General features: G+C 41.1%; 26 protein-coding genes. 19 read left to right on the top strand and 7 right to left on the bottom strand.

Features of this window, described 5'->3' with window-relative positions; translation table 11 throughout:
• Together WFH04_RS12775 and WFH04_RS12770 are read left to right on the top strand one after the other, a co-directional pair.
• The coding region (locus tag WFH04_RS12775) for a hypothetical protein (protein WP_336824436.1) at positions 1-382 on the top strand (382 nt) is incomplete at its 5' end.
• 107 nt (positions 383-489) lie between these two features.
• A complete protein-coding gene (locus WFH04_RS12770; RefSeq protein WP_336824435.1) occupies positions 490-1,074 on the top strand; it encodes a GNAT family N-acetyltransferase in 585 nt (194 codons plus the stop codon).
• A 400-nt stretch (positions 1,075-1,474) separates the two neighbouring features.
• On the opposite strand, the gene WFH04_RS12765 is transcribed toward WFH04_RS12770, so the two are convergent.
• Positions 1,475-2,521, bottom strand: coding sequence for a DmpA family aminopeptidase (locus WFH04_RS12765; protein ID WP_336824434.1), 1,047 nt, complete (start codon positions 2,519-2,521; stop codon positions 1,475-1,477).
• Between the two features lie 155 nt (positions 2,522-2,676).
• Here WFH04_RS12765 and WFH04_RS12760 point away from each other — a divergent pair, with 155 nt between their 5' ends.
• The 3 genes from WFH04_RS12760 to WFH04_RS12750 are packed head-to-tail and all read left to right on the top strand — an operon-like array spanning position 2,677 to position 6,270.
• The gene (locus WFH04_RS12760; RefSeq protein WP_336824433.1) at positions 2,677-3,045 is read left to right on the top strand and encodes an ArsR/SmtB family transcription factor; all 369 of its coding nucleotides are present in this window, start codon (positions 2,677-2,679) and stop codon (positions 3,043-3,045) included.
• Entirely contained in the window at positions 3,029-5,134 is a 2,106-nt protein-coding gene (locus WFH04_RS12755; protein WP_336824432.1) for a heavy metal translocating P-type ATPase, read from the top strand. The genes WFH04_RS12760 and WFH04_RS12755 overlap by 17 nt, the downstream gene beginning before the upstream one ends.
• Positions 5,135-5,163: 29 nt before the next feature.
• Complete coding sequence (locus tag WFH04_RS12750) at positions 5,164-6,270, top strand: GNAT family N-acetyltransferase (protein WP_336824431.1); 1,107 nt, start codon at positions 5,164-5,166, stop codon at positions 6,268-6,270.
• A gap of 278 nt (positions 6,271-6,548) precedes the next feature.
• On the opposite strand, the gene WFH04_RS12745 is transcribed toward WFH04_RS12750, so the two are convergent.
• On the bottom strand, positions 6,549-6,704 hold the full coding sequence (locus WFH04_RS12745) for a lmo0937 family membrane protein (RefSeq protein WP_336824430.1): 156 nt from the start codon (positions 6,702-6,704) through the stop codon (positions 6,549-6,551).
• Between the two features lie 120 nt (positions 6,705-6,824).
• Between WFH04_RS12745 and mntR the strand changes: the two genes are divergently transcribed.
• The 5 genes from mntR (at position 6,825) to WFH04_RS12720 (ending at position 10,197) form a co-directional block, all read left to right on the top strand.
• The gene (mntR, locus tag WFH04_RS12740; protein WP_336824429.1) at positions 6,825-7,256 is read left to right on the top strand and encodes a transcriptional regulator MntR; all 432 of its coding nucleotides are present in this window, start codon (positions 6,825-6,827) and stop codon (positions 7,254-7,256) included.
• Positions 7,253-8,110 carry a CvfB family protein gene (locus tag WFH04_RS12735; protein ID WP_336824428.1) on the top strand — a complete coding sequence of 286 codons (858 nt, stop codon included), beginning with the start codon at positions 7,253-7,255 and terminating at the stop codon, positions 8,108-8,110. Before mntR ends, WFH04_RS12735 begins: the two co-directional genes overlap by 4 nt.
• A 63-nt stretch (positions 8,111-8,173) precedes the next feature.
• Positions 8,174-9,061 (top strand): DUF1002 domain-containing protein, encoded by an 888-nt coding sequence (locus WFH04_RS12730; RefSeq protein WP_381481280.1) that lies wholly within the window; start codon positions 8,174-8,176, stop codon positions 9,059-9,061.
• Positions 9,062-9,108: 47 nt separating this feature from the next.
• On the top strand, positions 9,109-9,390 hold the full coding sequence (locus WFH04_RS12725) for a GNAT family N-acetyltransferase (RefSeq protein ID WP_336824427.1): 282 nt from the start codon (positions 9,109-9,111) through the stop codon (positions 9,388-9,390).
• A 333-nt stretch (positions 9,391-9,723) separates the two neighbouring features.
• Complete coding sequence (locus WFH04_RS12720; RefSeq protein WP_336824426.1) at positions 9,724-10,197, top strand: DUF4064 domain-containing protein; 474 nt, start codon at positions 9,724-9,726, stop codon at positions 10,195-10,197.
• 45 nt (positions 10,198-10,242) lie between these two features.
• Here WFH04_RS12720 and WFH04_RS12715 read toward each other — a convergent pair whose 3' ends face one another.
• Positions 10,243-10,740, bottom strand: coding sequence for a GNAT family N-acetyltransferase (locus tag WFH04_RS12715; RefSeq protein WP_336824425.1), 498 nt, complete (start codon positions 10,738-10,740; stop codon positions 10,243-10,245).
• Between the two features lie 116 nt (positions 10,741-10,856).
• Here WFH04_RS12715 and WFH04_RS12710 point away from each other — a divergent pair, with 116 nt between their 5' ends.
• From WFH04_RS12710 to WFH04_RS12695, 4 genes are all read left to right on the top strand, one after another.
• Complete coding sequence (locus tag WFH04_RS12710) at positions 10,857-11,336, top strand: GNAT family N-acetyltransferase (protein WP_336824424.1); 480 nt, start codon at positions 10,857-10,859, stop codon at positions 11,334-11,336.
• A gap of 52 nt (positions 11,337-11,388) precedes the next feature.
• On the top strand, positions 11,389-11,748 hold the full coding sequence (locus tag WFH04_RS12705) for a hypothetical protein (RefSeq protein ID WP_336824423.1): 360 nt from the start codon (positions 11,389-11,391) through the stop codon (positions 11,746-11,748).
• 398 nt (positions 11,749-12,146) lie between these two features.
• Positions 12,147-12,932, top strand: coding sequence for a membrane protein insertase YidC (yidC, locus tag WFH04_RS12700; protein ID WP_336824422.1), 786 nt, complete (start codon positions 12,147-12,149; stop codon positions 12,930-12,932).
• A gap of 284 nt (positions 12,933-13,216) precedes the next feature.
• The gene (locus WFH04_RS12695; RefSeq protein WP_336824421.1) at positions 13,217-13,465 is read left to right on the top strand and encodes a hypothetical protein; all 249 of its coding nucleotides are present in this window, start codon (positions 13,217-13,219) and stop codon (positions 13,463-13,465) included.
• A 33-nt stretch (positions 13,466-13,498) separates the two neighbouring features.
• Here WFH04_RS12695 and WFH04_RS12690 read toward each other — a convergent pair whose 3' ends face one another.
• Positions 13,499-14,656, bottom strand: coding sequence for an MFS transporter (locus tag WFH04_RS12690; RefSeq protein WP_336824420.1), 1,158 nt, complete (start codon positions 14,654-14,656; stop codon positions 13,499-13,501).
• A gap of 141 nt (positions 14,657-14,797) precedes the next feature.
• Here WFH04_RS12690 and WFH04_RS12685 point away from each other — a divergent pair, with 141 nt between their 5' ends.
• Positions 14,798-15,748 carry a M15 family metallopeptidase gene (locus tag WFH04_RS12685; protein WP_336824419.1) on the top strand — a complete coding sequence of 317 codons (951 nt, stop codon included), beginning with the start codon at positions 14,798-14,800 and terminating at the stop codon, positions 15,746-15,748.
• A 322-nt stretch (positions 15,749-16,070) separates the two neighbouring features.
• Here WFH04_RS12685 and cls read toward each other — a convergent pair whose 3' ends face one another.
• Positions 16,071-17,522: a cardiolipin synthase gene (gene cls, locus WFH04_RS12680; RefSeq protein WP_336824418.1), complete on the bottom strand. Its 1,452-nt coding sequence runs from the start codon at positions 17,520-17,522 to the stop codon at positions 16,071-16,073.
• Positions 17,523-17,926: 404 nt separating this feature from the next.
• On the opposite strand from cls, the gene WFH04_RS12675 reads away from it, so the two are divergent.
• Positions 17,927-19,255, top strand: a complete 1,329-nt coding sequence (locus WFH04_RS12675) for an L-cystine transporter (protein WP_336824440.1) — start codon at positions 17,927-17,929, stop codon at positions 19,253-19,255.
• A gap of 43 nt (positions 19,256-19,298) precedes the next feature.
• On the opposite strand, the gene WFH04_RS12670 is transcribed toward WFH04_RS12675, so the two are convergent.
• Positions 19,299-20,531: a helix-turn-helix domain-containing protein gene (locus WFH04_RS12670; protein WP_336824417.1), complete on the bottom strand. Its 1,233-nt coding sequence runs from the start codon at positions 20,529-20,531 to the stop codon at positions 19,299-19,301.
• Positions 20,532-20,701: 170 nt separating this feature from the next.
• On the opposite strand from WFH04_RS12670, the gene WFH04_RS12665 reads away from it, so the two are divergent.
• A complete protein-coding gene (locus WFH04_RS12665; protein ID WP_336824416.1) occupies positions 20,702-22,000 on the top strand; it encodes an MFS transporter in 1,299 nt (432 codons plus the stop codon).
• Positions 21,997-22,149 carry a hypothetical protein gene (locus WFH04_RS12660; protein WP_336824415.1) on the top strand — a complete coding sequence of 51 codons (153 nt, stop codon included), beginning with the start codon at positions 21,997-21,999 and terminating at the stop codon, positions 22,147-22,149. Before WFH04_RS12665 ends, WFH04_RS12660 begins: the two co-directional genes overlap by 4 nt.
• Positions 22,150-22,298: 149 nt before the next feature.
• Here WFH04_RS12660 and WFH04_RS12655 read toward each other — a convergent pair whose 3' ends face one another.
• Positions 22,299-23,459, bottom strand: a complete 1,161-nt coding sequence (locus WFH04_RS12655; RefSeq protein ID WP_336824439.1) for an MFS transporter — start codon at positions 23,457-23,459, stop codon at positions 22,299-22,301.
• A 471-nt stretch (positions 23,460-23,930) separates the two neighbouring features.
• On the opposite strand from WFH04_RS12655, the gene WFH04_RS12650 reads away from it, so the two are divergent.
• Positions 23,931-24,071, top strand: coding sequence for an Lmo0850 family protein (locus tag WFH04_RS12650; RefSeq protein ID WP_283733817.1), 141 nt, complete (start codon positions 23,931-23,933; stop codon positions 24,069-24,071).
• Positions 24,072-24,114 lie beyond the last annotated feature (43 nt).

Here is a 24,114-nt window from a genome sequence, read left to right as displayed (position 1 = left end):
CATCCGCGTGCTACTTTCAGTATTGAATGAGAAAAATACAAGAACAGGTGGCGAAAAACGATTCGTTTTTCGCCACCTGTTCTATTTTAGGGACTTATTGGACAGCCCCTTCTTTTCTGGAGTGGTCGAAGTAAGCATACATTTGAAAAAACTAAAGAGATGGCAAAAAGAAGCGCTCATGAAATATCCTTTATATCCGGATAATCTGCATTGGTTAGTATCTGATACAACCCAAGCATTGACTTTTTCTTTAGGGGAATATTTTAATGTGTGGTTTGAGTGGTATTTGTATGTGTATGAACACTCCACATTCAGCAAAGTAAACAGGGGTGTTATGTTTGAAAGCTATTGCACTGCTATTAGTTCTCTATTACATCTTTAAAAGTATACCTATATTGACTTACCATTCACAAACCTGCTTAATTTAATTGAAGAGCAGGATTCGAAAAATAACATCTTTGAAATAGCAGAAGGTGAGGGCATAAATTAATGACAAATATTGTGCAATCAATCTACTATAATCAAGCACCTGATACATTACAACGTGGAATTGCCTCAATGCTACATCAGGTATGGCCAGATGTTTGTCCTATGCCGGGGCCAACAATTCCGAAAGCTCACGATAAAGAACTTAATGCACGCTCATTTTATTCCTATATAAATGAGAAGTTGGTTAGCTATGCAGGTGTGGTGCATAAGACTATCAGGCATGAAGGACAAACATACAATATTGCTGGGCTTAGCTGTGTGGCAACTGACCCCAAGTATCAAGGTCAGGGATTAGGTTTACGTACAGTCGCTGCGGCTACTCAATGGATTGAAAAACAAAAAGACATAGATTTTGGCATATTCACGTGTAAACCATCTTTAGCTTCTTTCTATCATCATGCTGGTGCTTGGACTGTAGTACCGGACGTAGTGCTTATTGGAAGTCGAGATGAGGGGGCTTTATCTAGTGAATCCTTAGACGTTGTTGTTCTAATGCGTCTGTTTTCAGAAAAAGCCAAGGCTTATGAATCGATCTTGCATCATACTACTATTAATCTTGATTTTCCGGATGGTCAGTTTCTATAGCAAACTGCGCCCGATCTTCTGCAATCGGGCGCGGTTGTGACATAAAAGATACGAGAGATCTCTCTTGTGTTTTTTTCTGTGAAAATAAGGATTGTTTTTGCGTGTTTGAAATAAGTATTTAAGTATGGGATGGGAGCGAAAGATAATACATTTATTTTTGCTGAGTCTGACTTTCGGTATGGAAATAGGAACGGAGAAAATGGAAATTGGCAAGGGTTTAGGAAACTTTTTTGGGCGAATTTCCAAAATACTACCTGCCCCTTGCTAATTTTCAAACGCCACACGAGAGCAGGCCCCCTTTTGCTTAGGGGCAAAGGGCAGTGTAATATAGCATTATTTAAACAGATTTTCTGTCGCACTCCAGTAGGCTATAATTTAGCTACAAATGTTTCTTCTAGACTTAAGAGTTGAATTGGGCACCATCTGCGATAGTCGGCCACTTCTCAATAACACGACCTTTACGCCCTACCACCGTTTCGGCGTGCAATAAAGATTGATAGACCGCTTCTTCTGTAGCCTCAATGACCGCTTCAAACATCGAGTTCATTACCGGATGATCGTCTCGCAAGCAGTCCATCGTCCGGACGGCAGAGTCGGATGAATGAAGTACGTTTTGGCTATTCGAAAAGGCGATCATGATGTCCCCGCTGCCGTTATGTACATGCGTGCCAGTCCTCCCGAGCCCGATTGCTGCCCGTTTGGAGAGTCTTTTCAACTGCCTTTCGTTAACTGGCGCATCCGTTGCAACAATAATAATGACGGAACCATCAGGCTTGTCAATGTCGGCTTCCTTTATGTTCGAAGCGGGAGAAGCATGCAAGCCGTTTTTGCGTAGCCATTCGTCAATTTTACATTCTTCTTTCCGTCCAAAATTCGTTAACGCCAACACGCCGACTGTGTACTGAACATCCTCATTATTGACGATGCGTGAAGAGGAGCCAATACCGCCTTTCCGATCGTAGCAGATCATCCCTTTGCCCGCGCCGACATCTCCCATCGTAAATGGTCCAGAGTGCGCTGACTGAATTGCTTTTATCGCATGTTCCGGCCTGACTCGCATGAGGCGCATTGAGTTTAAATAACTGTCATTGCATTCTCCAACGACGATATTTAGGGAACTTGTTGAATCGCCAATAGTTTCATTTTCATCCAACATATACTGGAGTGTTCCTTCCAAAACGGCCCCAACGCTAAATGTATTGGTCAACATAATTGGTGACTCGATCACACCTAACTCCTCAACTTGTACAAGACCTACTGTTTTGCCAAATCCATTCAGCACAAAATGGGCTGCTGTCACTTTCTCTTCAAATAAGTTTCTGCTGTGGGGCAAAATTGCTGTGACGCCTGTGCAGACACACTCATCACCTTCCTGTTCATATAAAGTGACATGGCCAACCTTTACCCCAGGCACATCAGTAATTAAATTCCATTTCCCTCTCTCCATAAAGCATCCACCTTTCATGAACCGTTTTCTTTACTATAGCAGTCTCTAGACAAATAAAAAATAAACATTCAAATAATTGTTTGATTATCCTTGCAATATTTTTACGTGGTACATATACTAAAGATAATCAAATGGACATTTGAATGAGGTGCGTTATGGATAAAGATATTTGTGATATTACGGTTGTGCATGAGGATGTTGTAAAAGAAGTTCAAGCGAAAATACCGGACGTTTCGGGCATGGTGCAAATCTTTAAAGCGTTAGCTGATGAAACGAGGCTAAAGATCGCTTATTCATTAACTTGTGAGGATGAAATGTGCGTTTGCGACATTGCGGCAGTCATCGGGTCATCGAATGCGACCGCTTCACATCATTTGCGCTATTTGCGTGAACACGGCCTTGCGAAATCGAAGCGTAAAGGAAAGATGGTTTATTACTCACTTGCGGATTCGCATGTCTACGATCTTGTTAAAATTGCTCATGATCATTCTGAGGAGGGTGAACAGTATGACGACGGCGAATAAAACGGAGTATCGGCTTGAAAACTTGAGTTGTGCCAATTGTGCAATGAAATTTGAGAATAACGTCAAAAATTTGCCGAAAGTAGTGGAGGCGAATGTTAACTTTGGCGCTTCCAAGTTGTCTTTCGTCGGTGATGCGACGATGGAGGAACTACAATCCGCTGGTGCCTTTGATGGCATAAAAGTCGTGCCTTTATCAAAAAAGGAACCTGAACAGAAGACACCATTCTTTAAACGAAAAGAAAATATCGTATCCCTGTTATCGTTCCTGTTTCTGATTGCAGGTGTCTTTTTCACATATAAAGCACAGCCGCTTCCGACTGTAGCGACTATATTGTACGCCACTGCAATCGTAGTAGGCGGGGCGGGCATGTTTAAAACAGGCATTCAAAACTTATTCAAATTGGATTTTGACATGAAGACGCTCATGACGATTGCGATTATTGGCGCTGCAATAATCGGGGAATGGCAAGAAGGTGCTGTCGTCGTCTTTCTATTTGCGGTAAGCGAAGCTCTGGAAGCATATTCGATGAACAAAGCACGTCAATCAATCCGACAGCTAATGGATATTGCACCTTCATCCGCAATCGTCAAAAGAAATGACGAATTGGTTGAGCTGCGTACTGAGGATATTCGTATTGGTGATGTGCTCATCGTGAAACCGGGGCAAAAAATTGCGATGGATGGCGTCGTCTTATCAGGGCAGTCAACAGTGAACCAAGCGCCGATTACAGGAGAATCTGTTCCAGTCTTCAAGCAGAAAGACGATGAAGTTTTCGCAGGAACGTTAAATGAAGAAGGCGCATTGGAAGTAACTGTAACGAAACTGAGCGGAGACACAACGATCGCTAAAATCATCCACCTTGTAGAAGACGCACAAGCCGAAAAAGCGCCTTCGCAAAAATTTGTAGATAAATTCGCAAAATATTACACACCAGCCATTATTGCCATTGCTTTTTTAGTTGCTGTCATACCGCCGTTATTCGGCGGTGAATGGCATGAATGGATTTACCAAGGACTTGCCGTTTTGGTAGTCGGTTGTCCATGTGCGCTCGTCATATCAACGCCTGTTGCAATCGTAACTTCAATCGGAAATGCCGCACGGAATGGTGTTTTAATTAAAGGCGGTGTGCATCTTGAAGAAATGGGAAGAATTCATGCGATCGCCTTTGATAAAACAGGTACATTGACGAAAGGCTATCCAGAAGTGACTGATTTTATCATTGAAGGAACAAAGAGAGAGCATACGTTGTCTGCCGTTGCTGCTGTCGAATCGATGTCACAGCATCCGCTCGCTAAAGCGATCGTCAAATATGCTAAAGAAATGGGCGCAAAGCGCAAGGTCGCTGAAAACTTCCAATCAGTTACCGGAAAAGGAGCCTATGCAGTAGTAGATGGGGAAGCAACGTATATCGGAAGCATTCAATGGGCATCTGAGCTTAGCAATATTCCGGCAGTCATGAATGACAAAGCTGAAGATTTGCAAAAAGAAGGAAAATCCGTCATGGCAGTTGTTGTGGATGAAACCTTCCGTGGGCTTATCGCGGTTACGGATCCGTTAAGAGCGGAAAGCCTTGAAGTGATGAATCGCCTTAAGCAAGTTGGCATTCGTCATACGGTCATGCTAACAGGCGATAGCCAACATACTGCTGAGGCGATAGCAAAGCAAGCAGGTTTAACCGACGTGCGTGCAGGGCTCATGCCCGAGGATAAATTGACAGCGATCAAAGAAATGTCCGGCAAGTACGATAAAGTGGCGATGGTCGGGGACGGCATTAACGATGCTCCCGCTTTAGCGGCTGCAAATGTTGGGATTGCTATGGGGGGAGCAGGAACAGACACTGCTCTTGAAACGGCAGACATCGCATTAATGGCAGACGACTTGCACCAATTGCCATATACAATGAAATTAAGCCGAAAAACATTGCGTATTATTAAAGAAAATATTATGTTTGCATTAGGCTTAAAAATTGTAGCACTGCTGTTGATTATTCCGGGATGGCTTACATTGTGGATCGCCATCTTTGCGGATATGGGGGCGACGTTACTAGTCGTATTAAATTCCATGCGACTCATCCGTATTCGTAAATAGTTTTCAGTAGGTGATTGGGGGAGAAGGCAATGCGTTTAAGAGAATGGACGATGGAAGAGCAAGAGCAGCTGATTCACTTTTTAACGACAAACACTTGGCCGTTTCATGGCAATGCTCATCCCGAACGAGATTTGATCGAAAAAACGATTGAAGAAGGCGGCTATGAGTCGGATGAAGTGAAGACATTTTGGGTGCAAACGGATGATGAGGAGATTGTCGGGATCGTAAAAATATATGATTTGCAAGATGAAATCCCGCTATTTGATTTGCGGATTGCAGATCGCTACCGTGGCTTCGGCTATGGACCTCAAGCGCTCCGTCTTATTACAGAGTTTGTTTTTGGACTTCCTGAAGAAAAGATTAGATTGGAAGGTCATACACGACAAGACAATTTGGCAATGAGAAAAACATTTGAACGTGCAGGCTTCGTCAAGGAAGCGCATTTACGGAAAGCATGGTTTTCTCCGAAAGAGAACTCGTATTATGACGCTGTCACATACGGCATGACGCGAGAAGACTTTTTAGCTGGCACGACGACGCCGGTTCATTGGGAAGATGAAGAGCATAAAACTCGAAAGAAAAAGAGGATTCCCGACTTCCCAAGTCAATTCGAGTCGGAAAGATTAATAATCCGAATGCCTGAAGTGGGAGATGCGTTGGATGTTTGGAATGCAATCCGCAATTCATTGCCGGCGCTTCGGAATTGGATGCCGTTTGCCCAGCAGCAGCCTGAGCTTCATGTGACGGAAGAGAATTTACGCGAGTCCATTGCGGATTTCATTACAAGGAAAGATTTACGATTGCATCTGTTTTCCAAGGAAACAGGAGAATTTGTAGGATCTACAGGTCTTCACCGAATTGATTGGTCTATTCCTAAATTCGAAATTGGCTATTGGGTCGATACGAAATTTGAAGGTAAAGGGTATATAACGGAAGCTGTTGAAAGATTGACGGCATTTGCCTTTGAAGAATTAGGAGCACGAAGAGTGGAAATCCGATGCGACGAAGAAAACGTGAGGAGCCGTGCTGTTGCGGAACGTGCAGGCTATGAGCTTGAAGGCGTATTGAAGCAGGATTCCTTATCAGCAGATGGTAGTTCTTTGAGGAACACTTGTATTTATGCGAAAATAAAATAGTATACAAAGTGAAAGGGTGCCCTACAGGTACCCTTTCACTTTGTATACAGCCATTTGGATAGGTTGTTCTAACAGAATAGCTCCTCTTTTTAGCCGAAAAATATTGCCGTGTCGAGGCATTCTGAGACGACTGCAATTGCCTAAATTGCTGCAAATAGGGAAGTAATATAACGAATTAAACCTTTCTTTGCTCACCTATCAACGGTTGCATGACTTGCGTTCTGTGGGTATCAGAATCAAACAAGATAGTAGTGTGTCCAATTATTGGTACTCTATCTTTAAAGCGATCGCCTTCCTGTTAATAATTGAATGACAAAAATAATGCCTGCAATAATTAATAGAAGGTGAATTAATCCGCCCCCGATTTTCATAATAAACCCAATTAACCAGAACGCTACTAATAAGACAATTATAAACCAAAGAACCTTACCCATTTTTTTCACCCCTTTGAAGTGGTATAGTAAATTTACCCGTTTGGAAAAGATGATAAACAGCCTTGGTCGACAGGGTTCAAGAAAGAATCGCAAGGGAATATACATACTGGAGGTGGAACTGTGGCAACACCAAGTATGGAGGACTATATTGAACAGATTTATTTACAGATTGAAGGAAAGGGAGAGGCGCGCGTATCCGATGTTGCGGAAGCGCTGTCAGTATTGCCTTCGTCCGTAACAAAGATGGCGCAACGGCTCGATCGTGAAGGATATCTCATTTATGAGCGTTACAGAGGCCTTGAACTAACGGAAAAAGGTTTGAAGTTCGGTAAGAAATTGTTGCGCAGACATGAGTTATTGGAACAATTTTTGCGTATTATCGGTGTAGAAGAACAAAATATTTATCAAGACGTCGAAGGAATCGAGCATCATTTAAGTTGGAACGCAATGGATCGGATTACAGATCTTGTTGAAGCAATGGAAGAAGATAAAGAATTTGTTCGTAATTTGAAAGAGCGTCAAGCAATTGCGGAAGAGGTAGATGAAAAATGACAGAACTAAAGCCGGGATATAATGTCCGACTAACAGTGGCAAGCAAAGAAGGCTCGAGATGGGTGTTGTCAGCAGGTGATCAAACAATTATGCTGAACGCCTCGGAAATTGAAGGAACATTGAATGAAGGCGACACGATAGAAGTATTTCTTTATATGAATCGACGCGGTGAATTGACAGCAACAGCAAATTTGCCGTCCGTTACATGCGATACATTCGGCTGGGGGCGGGTTATCCGCATCGATGAGAAAGAAGGTGCGTATGTAGATGTCGGCTCATCATTTGAAGTGCTCGTCAATAAGGCGGATTTGCCGAGAGTTAAAGCACTTTGGCCGAAAACGGACGATGAATTGTTCATGACATTGCGGACAGATTTAGGAGGCAATATCTTTGGCCGATTAGCGACCGAGGAACGAGTGTTGGAGCTGATCAATGAGGCCCCAGAAACGGTGTTTAACAAAACATTGACGGCAAGACCTTATCGACTATTGCCGGTTGGCTCCTTTCTATTAAGCATCCCTGACAACTATCGAATTTTTGTCCATCAGTCGGAACGACAACAAGAACCCCGTTTAGGACAGGCCGTTGACGTCCGCATTATCGAAGTGCATAAAGACGGCACATTAAACGGTTCTTTATTGCCACGGAAACAGGAACGTTTAGGCGATGATGCGGAAATGATACTCAATTATTTGACTGAAGTCGGCGGGAAAATGCCGTTTTGGGATAAGTCATCTCCTGATGAGATCAATGAAATGTTCGGTTTGAGCAAAGCGGCATTTAAAAGGGCTTTAGGGAAATTGATGAAAGAAGGAAAAATTGAGCAGAACGATGGCTGGACCTCTGTGAAATAAAAGCAATGGGGAACTTTTGTTACGTCATAACGTACTTATTTTATGACAAAGGAGGTAGAAACAATGAAACGGATTATAACATTTGTAATGATTTTTGCATTATGTATAGGGATGGTCATTCCGACTGCAGCAAAGGCAGATTCAGTAGTAGATGAAAAATTAGGTGTGCCGGTCGTCGTTTATGGAGCAAACTTGTCAGATGCTGAAAAGGAAAGCGTTCGAAAAAGCTTGAAAGTGGAGCAGGATGGCGAGTATGAAGAAATCATTGTAGATGGAAAAGATCTTGTGAAATATATTACGGACGGCAATGACAAGGCAAGAATGTATTCATCCGCCAAAATTACGAGGCAGGATAAAGGGAAAGGGCTTGTCATTTCAATCGTGACACCGGATCATATTACACAAGTGACTTCTGAAATGTATGCGACAGCGATGCTGACTGCAGGAATTGAAGATGCGATTGTAGAAGTGGCTGCACCGAAAGCGGTAACTGGTGAATCTGCGCTCATCGGTATTTACAAAGCGTATGAAGTATCCGGCGAGACATTGGATACAGAGCGAACAGATGTCGCAAATGATGAATTGAATTTGGCAACGAGGTTTTCAAAGAACTTGGATATCGACCAAGACAAAGTTGCTGAGTTATTAACGGAAATTAAGAAAACAATAGCCGAAAACAAACCGGCTACGAAAGAAGAAGTAGAGAAGATTGTAAACGATCAGCTGAAAAAACTGAATATCGAACTTAGTGATGCAGATCGTCAATTGTTAATTGACCTTATGGATCGGATTCGCAATTTGGACATTGATTTCAGTAAGCTCTCTGACCAACTATCTGATATGGCATCAAAAATTAAAGATAAAATCGGTGAAATTGACCCAGGGTTCTGGGAAAAAGTGAAACAGTTCTTCGCGGACCTTGCAGAGTCTGTGAAGTCATGGTTCAACTGAAGAGAATAAGATTTTGATATAATCTAAAAAAAGGAGGAGAGGTTTTCATGAACTTTGAATTTGTGGAATTAGGCGGCGACACTTTTGCGTTCCGCTATGAGCAGGATGGCAAGATGTTAGCGGAAATCACATGGACGCTTTTAGGGGATGTCATGGTGATGGATCATACTTTTGTATCCCAAGACTTGCGTGGCCAAGGGGTTGCTAAGAAACTATTGGACCGTGCTGCACAATACGCAAGGGAAAAAGGTTACAAAATGGAAGCTGTCTGCTCCTATGTCGTAACTGCTTTTGAACGATACAAGGAATATGATGATATTAAAGCATAAGAAAAAAAGGCAATCTCACTATTAGATTGCCTTTTTTATATTTAAAAATAGTTAGAAACCCCATGCCAAAGTTACAAAGTATAAAATACTGGTAAGTACAGATGCCCCTGCGACGGTATAAAGCATGTCCGTCGAGGTAAATAAAACATGTTTCCTCATAAATTGCATGCTCTCCTTTCGCTCGAATAGTCATTTTCTCCTTGCTTCAACATTACCCGAATAGATGAAAATAAAACCATTGCCCTAAAATAAAATGATTACGAAACTAATTGTCTATTTCGACGTATACTCTGTTATGATATACAAAATAGTAGAAAGAGAGAGGTGCTTTGCATGAATCGAACGGCCGAGAGAGTGTTATCCATCATCGCCGTCATCATGACTGCAATTGGAACGATTTGCGGATTTATTTTTATGGCATTTTATAGCTTCCTGCAAAATGATCCGGGCTTCCAGCAAGAAATGAAAATGGAATTGCTCGCAGATCCAACTTATACGCAGGCCGATGTTGATGCGGTATTTGTATTCTTTGATGTGTTAGGCGGATTTTTATGGTTCCTTATCATTGCGATGATCATTAGCATCGTATTGAACATTATCGGCATCGTTAATATTTGGAAGGATAAGAATTCTAAATTGGCAGGTATTATGTTCATCATCGCTGGGATATTTGGTGGAATCGTATCGCTTCCATCCATCTTGCTATACATCGCGGCAATTCTTTGCTTCACGAAAAAACCGCCATTGCAGGAAGAACCACAATTTGTGGATCAGCCTTACGATAGCGACTCAATGAGACCGTTATAAAAAACAAAGGCAATCCCTATTCATTAAAGGGATTGCCTTTTATTATTAAACAAGAGCAGGCTGTTGAATGAAGTAGACATATTGAGCTGTTTCGACAGGGTATCCTTCGAATTCTTCTTCAAATGTATCTAAAAGTTCAAAGCCTATTTTTTCATAGAAGGCGCGTCCTGCGTCGTTTCGGCTATCAACATAGACATAAAGCTGTTTTGCTGTTTTGAGCACTTCCATCGAATAGTCGAATAATTTTCTACCGTATCCTGAATGCTGGTAAGCCGGCAAAATATACATCGCCGTCAACTCTGAATCGCCATCTTCATCTTCTTTTGTAAAGTTAAGAAATCCGATCGGGGTTCCGTTTTCACATTCAGCGACTAACATATGAGTCTTTTCCATCCGTTTCATCATCATTGCATCGGAATAGGAGCGATTGATAAATGCTGTCTGAATGTCTTTAGGAATGATCCCCGAGTATGTATCATTCCACGTTACATGAGCAATTTGTTGTATATGGCGAATATCGCCAACGGTCATCGGTCGTATCATGTCGCTGTCACCTCCGCAATCCTTTCTGCTATCATAACAAATAACAGTCTAATAAACTATGGTTGTCATCATAATGAAATATAAAATTTAGACATTTAATCATTGGGGGATATACTATGACGGAAAAAGAGCTGAACTGGTCTTTCAAGCGATTCAACGAACTAAGCGGAATCGAAGTATATGAAATGCTAAAATTGCGGGTTGCAGTATTCGTAGTAGAGCAACAATGCCCATACATGGAAGTGGACGGTCACGACATGGAAGCTGTTCATTTATTTGGGATGAAAGATGGGGAGATTAAAGCCTATGCCCGTCTTTTACCTGCGGGAGTGAAATATGAAGAACCTTCTTTAGGACGAGTGATTGTCCATGAAGATCAGAGAGGCAAAGGAGTTAGTCATATTTTGATTTCAAAAGCAGTAGAATTTATGATAAAAAACTTTCATGCCGAAAAAATACAATTGCAAGCCCAATTGCATTTGCAACAACTGTACGGATCGCATGGATTTGAGGTGATAGGAGAACCATACGAAGATGATGGTATTCCACATATCGATATGTTGTTAGCAAAGAAAAGTTTTCGAAAAGTAGAATGAGGGTATACTACTCGTATCAAAATGAATTTTGATGGGATGGAGGATGATATATATGGCACGTAAAAAAGGAAATGGATTGCTCCTTGCAACATTAGCTGCAGGTGCATATGCGTATTTTAGTAAAAAAGAAAATCGAGATAAGGCGATGGTAGCCTTCAATAACATGAAAACGAAAGTAAATTCTTTTGTCAATTCTCAGCAATTGAACCGTTCAGATGAAACGAAGGCAGGGCATTCAGACCCTTATGATTTTCAAGACAATAAAATGGTGAGTGAAGGGGCCCAAACGAGCGTCCATTACTACAACCAAGAAGTTGAAGACGACTCGAAAGAATCAGAGAAAGATGGGCTTTACACTAAACAAAAAGAAAATGATCCACATTGGAAACAAGGAGAACAAAAAGAAGGTTAAGTTCATTTCGATGTAAGCTTTGGAAAATAGGGGTTAGCACGCCAACTGTTATTTATGCGTCAAATGAAAGGCGTTTTACGTAAAATAGAATTGCTTTGCATTTTCAATCTTTATGCGCAATTGCAATCTACGATACAGTAGACAAATCTCTTCAAAGAGCGCTTCTTTCTAAAAGAGGCGTTTTTTTATGTTCACAATTCCCTGTTCAAATGGCAACATTCATTGTAATTATACCTACATATGATGTATACTTTTCAGTAGTTTGAATTTATCTGTCAGAAGGTTATTCATCTATATAAAATGAACAAGTACCTAACGAATGCTCGGCAGAAGAAAAGCACTACAAAATTACATGCAATTACGCCGAGGCGCAATTGATTATAGTGAAGGTGAATCTATTGAAGAAAAGAATTGGTTTATTCTCGATACTGATTACCGCAGCTGTATTTTTGAGCGGCTGTTCAGGTGTACAAAACAAAGAGGGAACGTTTTATAGTATATTCGTAAAACCGATGGAATGGCTTCTGCATTATTTAGGAGAAGCGTTTAACGGAGGCTACGGCTGGGCGATCATCGTCATCACTGTTGCAATACGTTTAGTTCTAATGCCTTTAATGTTAAAGAACTATAAATCACAGCAAGAAATGAAAGTAAAGATGGATGCGCTTCGCCCTGAAATGGAAGACATTCAAAAACGGCTGAAACAGGCGAAAGATAAAGAAGAGCAAATGAAGCTTCAGCAAGAAATGATGGGATTGTACTCGAAGCACGGCGTCAACCCGCTCAACATGGGCTGTTTGCCGCTAATTATTCAAATGCCGATTATTATGGGACTCTACTTCGCAATTCTCTATGCACCACCTGAAGTAAAGGAGCACCAATTCCTATGGTTTAATCTTGGTGAGCCGGATAAAATCATGATGTTAGTCGCAGGAGCTGTTTATTTTGTACAAGCGCGCGTATCCTTATGGACGATGCCTGAGCAGCAAAAACAGCAAATGAAGCTGTTCGTCTACATGTCACCGATTATGATTATGTTCATTTCGTTCAGTGTTATGGCAGCATTGCCATTATATTGGGCTGTAGGCGGTATTCTCCTCATACTCCAAACGTATTTAGGACGTAAATTTTACTACAAGCATACGGATGCCGAGTTAAGCCAAACTACAGATAAAGCAAAGTAAGTATGGGGGCTGTAGACAAAGTATCTTCTTCACTTTGTCTACAGTCTTTTTAAGATTTGTAGTTATGAGATAGGTGTTTGCCCAGCTTGGCTTGAAAACGCTTGACACGTGGAAGGCAGTATAGGTGTGCAACGTCCGCAGTGCCTTTATTTCCACAAAGGCTCGAAAATACGGCAAATCGAACTCTTTATTGTTCGATTCGCAGTATGCGAGCGTTAGTCAACAAGTTAGGGGCTGGAGAATGTTCTCCAGCCTTTCTTCATTTTTCGAGAGGGGAATCTATGATGAGCCAAAAAAAGTTTTTCGTTCCAATCATTATTGTAATTGCATTGATTACGCTTTATTTTATCATCAAAGGAAAATTGGACATCGCCATATTAACAATGATGGCCCTATTTTCATTAACAAATGCATCAAGAGCGAAATCATTTAAAGAGCAAGGCTATGAAAGAGAATCCAAATGGATGCGCTATTTGTCGATTACCTTTGGAGCCGCTTTCGTAGTTGTGTTTGCACTTATATTTTTCATGTAATGAACCAACTATGCTGTTGGTGCGTCAATATAGTTAGTAATTTAGCTTTTTTCTTGTTAGCAATACAATGATAATGGCTGGCACTGAACAAATGGTCATTCCTAAAAATGCCGCATTAGGAGAGACTTCGTCATATAGGAAGCCCGCAGGGAATGTCAGGATTGCTGTACTTAAACTCATAGCGAACGCAGCATAGAAGCCTTGTGCCGCAGCAATATGTGAGTTTGGGAGCTTTGTAGAAATATACTGGATAAACGCATAGTGGGCAACGCCGAATGATAGGGCATGTAGCACTTGAGATGCTATGAATACACTCGTCATCGGATAAAGGAAAATTGCTACCCATCGAACCGTAGAGCCGATTGCTGAAACTAAAAACATCGTGGACACTTTTACTTTTGAAAGCAATCGATCTGCTTTTGCGAAAAATAAGATTTCGAACAATATAGCGATGTTCAGCACAATGCCGATATAAAAGCTGTTCACTCCTAAATCATTCAAAAATATAAAGCCGTAGTTGTAATAGGAAGCGTGAGCACCTTGCAATAAAATCGCCAACAGCATAACAACGGCAAAGCCTTTTGATTGGAAAAGGCTTTTTAAGCCGGTTTTTACATTGCTACCGCTCTTATATTCAGGTTTTGATTGCAAAATGGCAGGTGCCGGGCGAGAAAAGAACAGTACAATAAATCCAAGACCTGCGATCATTAGCAGAAGGATTGATTTTTCGCCCCATACAGCAGTTGCAGCTCCGACAATTAATAACGCTACTGTATAGCCGATGGAACCATAGGAGCGGCTTTTGCCATAATGAATGCGATCGGCTTGCATAAGAACCGATGCACCGCTTTCCACCGCGGGCAATATCATCGGATAGACTGCGCTAAATAAGATTGTTATCAGCAACAGAACAGCGAATGGCGAATTGGGTAAATACATAATGGCCAGCAATAGGGAGATCAATGCAGTCCATTGCACTGCTCGGATTAAGGATAGCTTTCTCGTCATGTAGGGGAAAAACAAAAAAGTCGCAAAGGACCGAGCAACCATGCCTGCGCCCATAACAACGCTGGCAGCTTTTACTGATAAACCTTTGTCATTCGTTAAAAATCCTGTCCAGTAGGGGAGAAAGATGCCCCATGTAAAGAAGAACGTTAAGAAACTAAAAGATAGCCAGCGTTGTGTATTCATTGTTTATCCTCTCAATCTTCGAATACGTTATTAGAAATAAATGATAGCATATGCACACAGTAAAGAGAATTGATGGTAAACTATCTTAGTGTGAAAAAATGATATTTAACGAGATATATAGCAGAAGGAAGGCCTTTATACATGAAACGAAGCAAGCATAAGAAGACGAAGAGTAAGATTGGAACAATCATTTTATTAATAATAAGTATCTTTTTTATTTCCGCCATCGTTTGGATAGGGATAAATGAGTGGAATGTTGATAAAAGTTTAAGCCGTTTAGGATTGAAAAAAGATGTAACTGAGCCACAGGAAGAACCGATACAATTACCGGAAGAAGAGGAAGAGCCGCTTGATGAGTTGCCAAATGCAACAGAAGAAGGCGATGAAGAACAAGAACCGGAACAACAGGCTCCAAATCAACCACAAGAAAAAACGGATGAAGAGAAAAAAGTTGAAACACCAACTAAGATCGAAACACCCGTGAAGAAAAACGATAAAGCCAATGTGAAAAATAATCCGCCAACTATTTCGAAAAATGGCGGCTATATTGAAGGCCAGAAGCTGCCTAAAGAACCGACATTCATAAAGGGCGTCCTAATTGCCAATAAAAAATACCCGTTGCCAAGTGATTATGCACCCGGTGAAAGTAAAGAGGCAAGAGCGGCATTTGATGAGATGGCTGCAGAAGCAAAACTATCTGGTATCAATCTAACTGCTTTCAGCACATACCGCTCATATGAATACCAAGTCTCTCTTTACGATCGTTATGTCCAAAAGGATGGCAAAGATGCTGCTGACCGGTACAGCGCTCGTCCAGGCTATTCAGAGCATCAGACAGGTTTGGCATTCGATATAGGGGAAGTGAATTTCGAGAAACACTGGGCTTCCTCCTCATTCGGAGATACGGAAGCTGGAAAATGGGTAGCAGCGAATGCATATCGTTACGGGTTCATCCTCCGCTATCCGAAAGGGAAAGAAGATGTGACAGGCTATATGCATGAGTCATGGCATTTCCGCTACGTTGGCAAAGAAATTGCAGAAGAGGTCTTTAAACGCAATATTACGTTGGAAGAATATTTAGGAATAGAATAGATTTAGGCTTGCAAGGTTTAGTTGAAATATGGTTGCCTCGAAAGGAGGCAGCCTTTTTGTTTAGATAGACTAATGGCGCTTTTGAATGTGAAGGCCGCGGCGATCCTCGTAAATTATGAGTGATTGGGCTGGACGTTTCCAGCTAACTTCCTAGTCAATAAAAAATAGTGAAGAGACTGTCGATGTCTCTTCACTATTTTATATAATAAGAATTGTTTCGGAAAAGAAGAAACTTCCCCAATCGTGAAACGTTCGTTGAAAAGGAATACAATTTACCCGAAACCTACCATTCGCTATGATTGCTGCATTTCTTTTTCCAAAATTATAGTATCGGTGATAGTAGGCGGGAGACCGATTCCTTGATCTTCACGATACGAGTACGATTCTTATATGCTTCATACGTCAATTCAGTCGATAACTGCATGTCTTGCTCGAACAGTTCCGCTAACTCATGAGATTTTTCTCGGTCATAGATGAAGGCGTTAATCTCAAAATTCAATTTAAAGCTGCGCACATCAATGTTGGCAGTACCTACTGTAGAGAGTTCATCGTCAACAACAATTTTTTTGGCATGCAGGAAGCCGTTTTCGTAAATATACACTCTTGCTCCAGCTTCTAAGAGTTTCCCCACGTTTGAATAGGTTGCCCAGTAAACAAACATGTGGTCCGGCTTATTCGGTATCATAATTCGTACATCGACACCAGAGAGGCAAGCAATCCGAAGCGCATCCAGGAAACTAACATCTGGGATGAAATAAGGTGTTTGAATGTAAATGTACTCTTTCGCTAAAAAGATCATTTTTAAATAGCCATCTTTAATTTGTTCCCACTGAGCGTCCGGTCCGCTCGAAACGATTTGCAAACCGACGGTGCCTTTTCGAGGAATAGCGGGAAAGTACCTCTCTGCATATTCGATATTGTGCTTTTCAGACGCTTGATTCCAATCTAAGATGAAACGGGTTTGTAACGGATGAATTGCACTGCCTTCAATGCGGAGATGCGTATCCCGCCAATAGCCAAATTTCTTGTTTAATCCTAAATATTCATCACCGACGTTGAAGCCGCCGACATATCCGACGCGTCCATCGATAACTACGATCTTTCTATGATTCCGGTAGTTCAGCCGTGGGTTGATGAGTGGAAGGACTGCAGGGAAAAACGCAGCTACTTCACCGCCAACGGCAATGAGTTCTTTCAAATGGCTTATGCGCAGACCTCTAGAGCCAATATCATCGAATAGCACACGTACTTTAACACCTTGTTTCGCTTTTCGGATTAGCACATCCAATATCCTTTTGCCTAATGAATCCAAACGTAAAATATAATATTGGAAATGGATATGGTCTTTCGCATTTTCAAGATCTTTGAGCAATGCATCAAATTTCTCCACACCGTCATTAAATATTTGCACATTGTTATCTTGTGTCAATACAGCGTGGTTATTGCGCAAGTGCAAGTAGATCATATCCTTATAATGAGCGGTGTCATCCAATCTGAATTCAAAAGCATCCTCTTCGATCGCTTCGATTTGATAATCGATGAGCTGTTCTATCCCAATGCGATTTCTTCCTTCCCAGCGGAATAAATGCTTCTTTCTTAACTGTCTGCCTAAAAATAAATAAATAATGAAACCGAATAGAGGAATGAAGAAAAGAACAAGAAGCCAAGCCCATGTAGCTGTTGGATCACGCCTCTCTAAAAATATGAGGGCGATTGCAAGAAAAATGTTCAATATAAATATAATTGTAACTGAAATGCTAAATAATCCTGACATTTTCACCCTCCTTAAACATTTCCTTTCTTACAGTATACCGAAAAACAGAAGAAAAAGAAGATAATCAAAATCTCGAGAGTCTTAATTCATTTCGGGAACAATAAAAATGTTAGTTATGAATCGGCGTTTTTGGGCAATGTGCTTTTAAAATGATTTCCGATCGTCTATCGTGTGATTCTGATTGTTTGTAAATCCAACACAGCTTTCATTCTACAGGATTCTGTAGTTGAAGCTTTCTAAAAGAATAAGAGTATTTATAGAATCCAATAAATCCTACTTGACTGATTAGGATAAGGGGTTTATAGTTTTGCTATAAGTTGAATCAGGAGGAATATAGATTGGATACAATATTATTAATTATTAACGTTGCGGCACTGTTGCTGTTTGTCGGACTCCTATATAGTATGCATCGCAAAAACATTTCGTTTTCCAAAAGGGTATTTACCGGGTTAGGGCTTGGTATTCTGCTTGGATTTGTATTGCATATTGCTTATGGCACAGACTCTGAAGTGCTTTCAAAATCAGTAGCTTGGTATAATATTATCGGAACTGGTTATGTTAAATTGCTTCAAATGATAGTCATTCCTTTAGTTTTCATTTCAATATTGGGTGCTTTTACAAAAGTGACGATCGGCAAAAACTTCGGAAAGATGGCCGGACTCATTTTAGGGATTTTAGTTGGCACAACTGCTATTGCTGCTGCTGTCGGAATATCCTCTTCTTTACTTTTCGGTCTGGACGCTTCGGAAATTGTGCAAGGCGAAGCAGAAACGGCTCGTGGGGCTTCGATTGAGGAAAGTTCATCGAATCTATCTGGTAAGGCTTTGCCAGATCAAATTTTAGATCTACTTCCTGCGAATCCGTTCCTTGACTTCACTGGCGCTCGTCCAACTTCAACAATTGGTGTTGTTATTTTTGCGGCATTCTTAGGCTTTGCTTATTTAGCCCTTACTAAACGTGATGAAACAAATGCAAACCTTGTTAAAAAGGGAATCGATGCTTTGTACTCCTTAATTATGGGCGTTGTTCGCATTGTGTTGCGTTTAACACCATATGGAATTTTAGCCATCATCGCGAGAACAGTCGCCACTTCAGACTTTGCGGCGATATACAGTTTAGGTAAATTTGTGTTAGCTTCCTATGCAGCAATTTTGGTCATGTTCCTTATTCACTTAATCATCATTTCGATTTCAGGGCTCAACCCGATCACCTATGTGAAGAAAACAGCAGAGACTTTGTTGTTTGCTTTCACCTCTCGCTCAAGTGCCGGGACATTGCCATTAAATATTAAAACACAGACAGATCGCTTAGGAGTGCCGGATGGTGTCGCAAACTTTGCTGGCTCCTTCGGATTATCAATCGGTCAAAACGGCTGTGCAGGAATTTACCCAGCAATGTTGGCAGTCATGATTGCACCGACAGTCGGTCAAAATCCGTTAGAACCGACATTTTTGATCACATTGATTGCAATTGTGGCGGTTAGCTCATTTGGGGTAGCTGGTGTTGGAGGCGGCGCAACTTTCGCTGCGATTTTAGTATTATCCGCATTAAACTTGCCTGTAGCCCTCGCAGGCTTGCTCATCTCCGTTGAACCGTTAATTGACATGGGACGTACAGCGCTGAACGTTAGCGGCTCCATGACAGCGGGCGTTGCAACTGCTCGAGTGACTGGGGAAATTGATAAAGAGATTTATAATGGTTCCATGGAAAATCAATCCATCGAAGCTTTATAATGATAAAATCCGCAGGAAAGCAATTGTGCTTCCTGCGGATTTTTTATTTCACGATTAATTGATAAGTCTCTTCGATATAGCGCTTATAGGGAGATGCGGGCATAGGTGCAATCAGTTCCATTGTCTTTTTTGCTATGCTTTCAGCCTCTTCTTGCAACCCTAACGCAAAATAACTTCTTGCAAGATAGGCATCTCCTTCGTAAAAAATGGAGAGGTCAATCGGGTGATGAATGTAGTCGGCAATTTCAACTTGCTTCAATCGTTCAATCGCCTCTTCATAACGTCCGATTCCGTAAAGTGCTTTGCCTTTTTCCGCAAGTAAATAAGAACGAAAATAAACGGACCTATTCAACTCCTCCTCATATTCAGAAATCAATTCAGATGCTTTTTCATATTGATGTGTATAGGATGTCAATTGATGGATTTCCATGAAGCGATATAAGTATAACGGCTCTTTGTCATCTGCGAATTCGCCGTATTGCTTTAATTTATTTGCATAAAAAGCGATACGCTCCTCGTCGTTATTCATCATTGCATTAATCGCGGCTAACCTGTACAAATTATCAATACTATTAAATATACGGTGCGTTTTCGAAAATTCAATTGCCTCCTCCATAACTGCGATGCCTGTTTCATAATTACCGACTGCATAATGGAAAACGGCTTCATGATAATCAAGATCAATTCGGGAAATCGGATCGATATAGGCGTATTTATCATTTATATATTGCCGTTCTTGTAAAAAATCTTCTAAGGCCTCCGAGTATAAATGATCTCTAAACTTTGTCCAAGATTTGAAAATGGCAAGGTTGGCTCTCCTGCGCACAATATTCAGTCGGTCATACATCGTTGCCGCCTTATCTATATATTCTTTCCAATTAGGGGAACCGCTTAAATACAGCCCTTGTCCGTACATATCCAATACTCGCGCAGCTTCATAGCTATCGGATAAATTTTCGACGTAAGGCTGCAATAAGGCGATCAGCTGTTCATTTTTATCGACTTCCTCTGAAATAGTCGTATTATAAAGTTCCTCTGCTTTCTCTAAAACATCCCGTAGCTCTTGGCTACTCACTTCTTCCAAAAGCATAGACATATCGACATCTAATCGATTGGCAAGATAGAGGAGGCTGTCCATGGAAGGCTTTGCTTTATTATTTTCAATTAAACTGAGCATCCCTTTTGAAAGTTTCCCTCCAGCTAACACTTCCAATGTCATTTTACGCTCTTTGCGCAAACTTCTTATGCGCTCGCCTAAAGTTTTAATAGTGTTCACTCTCCTTGACTACATAACCGTACAATCCAAAGTTCCAATTCGTCAACATCGTTCATATGATAATAAGGTTTTATATAGTTTAATTATATTAAACTTTCTATTGCAATGGAAGAATAAAGTGTGCTATTCTTTGTTTAATTAAATTAAACTTACTGATTGGAGTGACTAATTTGGAAATGGCAGCGAATTTAAAAAGAGCGACTTACCATATGTGGACGTTTACGATTAGCAAGCTGATTTCCGCATTCGGCGCGCAAGTGTATGCATTTGCAATTAGCTTTTACATTTTACAGATGACAGGTTCTGCAACGAGTTTTGCTACAAATCTCATTTGCAATATTTTACCAAGAACGCTTGTCTCGCCTTTTGCGGGTTATGCAGCAGATAAATATTCGAGAAAAGCGATTGTCATAATTGCTCAAATTGTTTCTACTCTTGCGATTGGCGGGCTACTTATTTACAGCTTGACATATGGTTTATCATTGATCGCGATTTATGCGACAACCGTTGTTTTATCGATTGCGTCAACGTTTTCAGGAGTGACATTTACTTCCTCCATTACAGGTTTGATCGATGAAGCGAGGATTCAACGTGCGATGTCGCTGAACCAGATGTCAATTTCGTTTGCGGCTATTGGAAGCCCTGCCATTGCAGGTATTTTGTACGGAACAGTGTCGATGAATACGTTTTTAATACTGTATATGTCAGCGTCAGTGCTTGCTGTTTTATTAGAATCTACGATGAACTTTAAGCTTTTTGCGAAAAGGAAGGAGAAGACGGAAGAGGAAGCGAAAGAAACGATGTGGCAAAGTATAAAGGCGGGCATTTCCTATTTGCGATTGCAGCCGGTACTGCTAACAATTGTCTGGATCTCATTAATTATCAACTTCCTTTTCGGTGCATTTGAAGTAGGGTTTTCTTTCATCCTCATCGAGAAACTAAAGATGGCATCCGAACATTTCGGTGTGACACAAGGTTCGTTTGCGGTAGGCATGCTGCTCATGTCCATTTATTTTTCAATGAAAAAAGAGGTGAAATACCCTTTATTAGTCTCGAAAAGGGGCATTCTTATTTTCGGTATTATCCTCATGCTCATTCCGCTGCCATTGATCGTCTCTATGCAATATAATGCGTTTTTTGCATTTTATATAATTGTGATCTTTTTATTCGGTATTAATATGATGATCGTCAATACGCCAATTCAAGTGCTTATGCAAAAGTCGATCGACGACGATTTCAAAGGACGTGTGTTTTCAATACTTGAAACAATGTCCATGGCATTAATGCCATTAGGCGTTGTGTTATTCGGATTCCTTTATGATGCAGTGCCAGCACAGTGGATCCTCGTTAGTTCGGGTATTTTGCTCATGATCGTTACGCTTATAATGGCGAGACCTTCTATCATCAGAAAGGCTCATCCAGAATTGGCGAAAACAAAAATGATAAAAGCGAAAGCGGTCCAAGAATGAAATTAGAGGGAAGCGGGGAATGGATAATCGACGTAAGCGTGAATTATGGCGGGAGCGATATGAGCTTCCACCCATTGCCTTATTTAATGTCTGGAGATGTGAGTGTGGAGGATGGAAATGGAAAAGTTGTTCAGTATTTCACATCCTAATTAAGGCTGTAATCCCTTACAATCTGTCCTCACTTGTAGTAGTCAGGGAATTGTCATATTGAAACAAAAAGGCTGTCAAAGAAAAGTATCCTCTTCGACAGCAATTCTGTTCTTCTTCACAGAATTATGGCAGATTGATCGAAACTTTATTATGCTGAGCGTAACGTTTTTAAAGACTTTCGATAAAGGAATACGAAAACGATTGACAGCACTGCAAGCGTCGCTGAAATAGTATAGATGCCGCCATCTAATTGAGTGAATAGACCTGTGAACAACAATGGACCGATAATCCGCCCCATATTATCCATCGAATACGTCATGCCAGCTGCTGTTCCATACTTTCCGCCAGATTCTTTGGATGTTAGAGAAACAAGGACCGTTCTTGCAAGCGCATTACCTGCAGTGAAGACGCTTAACGCAAATCCCGCCCAAAACAGGTTTGATGTGAATGGAATTAGCACAAGGCCGATTGCAGTAATGATCTGCGCTCCTATTATCCATTTCGTTTCTGCACCGTTCTTGACCCGCCTTACAACTCCACCTTGGATGGCAGCATCGACAAATCCGCTCGCCATGAACAAGTAGCCGACTTGCTTCGGTGTAATGTCGATTTTGGAAATCTGAAACAATTGGAATGTTGCCTCAATCCCTGCAAGAATTAACGTCACCATGAACGATAGTAAGAATAGATTACGAATCCGATATTGCCACAGCATTGCTCCACCTTTTGGAAGTATTGCCCGTTTATTCGCTTCGCCAAGCCGCTTAGGCTCTTTTAAAATGAATCCGGCATAGACAAATAAAAGTAAAGTTAGAATGCCTGACGCGATGAACGGAACCCGCAAACTAATATCACCAAGCACTCCACCAATCGCTGGACCAAAAATGAAGCCTAAGCCGATTGACATCCCTAAAAGACCCATATATTTATTGCGGTTCTCTTCTGTCGTCATATCGCCAACAAACCCGGTAACCGCTGTATAAAGGGCACCCGAGAAAATACCGCCGACTACGCGCGATAAATAAAGCAAAAATAGATTCTCTATGAAAAATGCGAACAAGAAAAAGCTTAGGCTAAACCCAACCAATCCAACCATGATGAGTTTTTTGCGCCCCGTTCGATCAGACAATGACCCCCAAAGTGGGGCTGTGAAGAAAGAGGCCAAAGAATAGACGGTCAATAGCCCACCAACATGCATCTCTGATAGCCCTTGCTGTACGACAACTTCAGGCAATATTGGAATAATGAGCCCGAACCCTAAATAAACGAAAAATTGCACGGACATCAACAGAAGAATCGCCTTTTTTATATTCATATGACTACCCGCCTTTAATAAAAATCGCTACGACCATTCTACTCCTCTTGTCGAACGCATACAAAAGATATGGTAATTTTACCAACCTCCAAGTCATTCATTCCCTAAATTGTCGATAATTGGAACAATGCTACGATAATCTATTTTGATAACCCATAAGTCATCCCGTTTAGCGCCATGCCACATAACGATAAAACCCATTCATTAATCCGGTTATACATATAATACGCTCAAAGCTTCTTTGAAGCCGCATTGCATACGCTCAAAACGAATTACTCTGAAATCATTTTATGATGTATGAAAGGTTTACAAAAAACCTACAATTGTAACAGAAATGAAAGATTTAAAAGTGGACAGGAGTGGTATGATGTGTATAGATACAAAATGGAACAATTTTCATTTCGTTGACGAAACATACCATCGTGTGAAACGTCAACATTATATAGAAAGGTCGAGGTGGAAAAGATGGCGAAAGAAAAGGTTGATTTGAAAAAAATCATCTCCAACTTGGCGAAGTTGGGTGTTTCGGCGACAGCAACGAAATCCCGTCTGGAAATGCTGAAGGCCCTCGCGCCACCTGCAAATGACCCGCAAATACAGTCATGACTGTACATGAAAAAAGGTATCCCAAGCCGTTTAAACGGTTGGA

Origin of the sequence: Sporosarcina sp. USHLN248 (assembly GCF_037144575.1) — a bacterium.
GTDB classification, from domain to species: domain Bacteria; phylum Bacillota; class Bacilli; order Bacillales_A; family Planococcaceae; genus Sporosarcina; species Sporosarcina contaminans.
The sequence above is the reverse complement of the archived record's forward strand: the minus strand, read 5'-3'. Positions and strand labels throughout refer to the sequence as shown.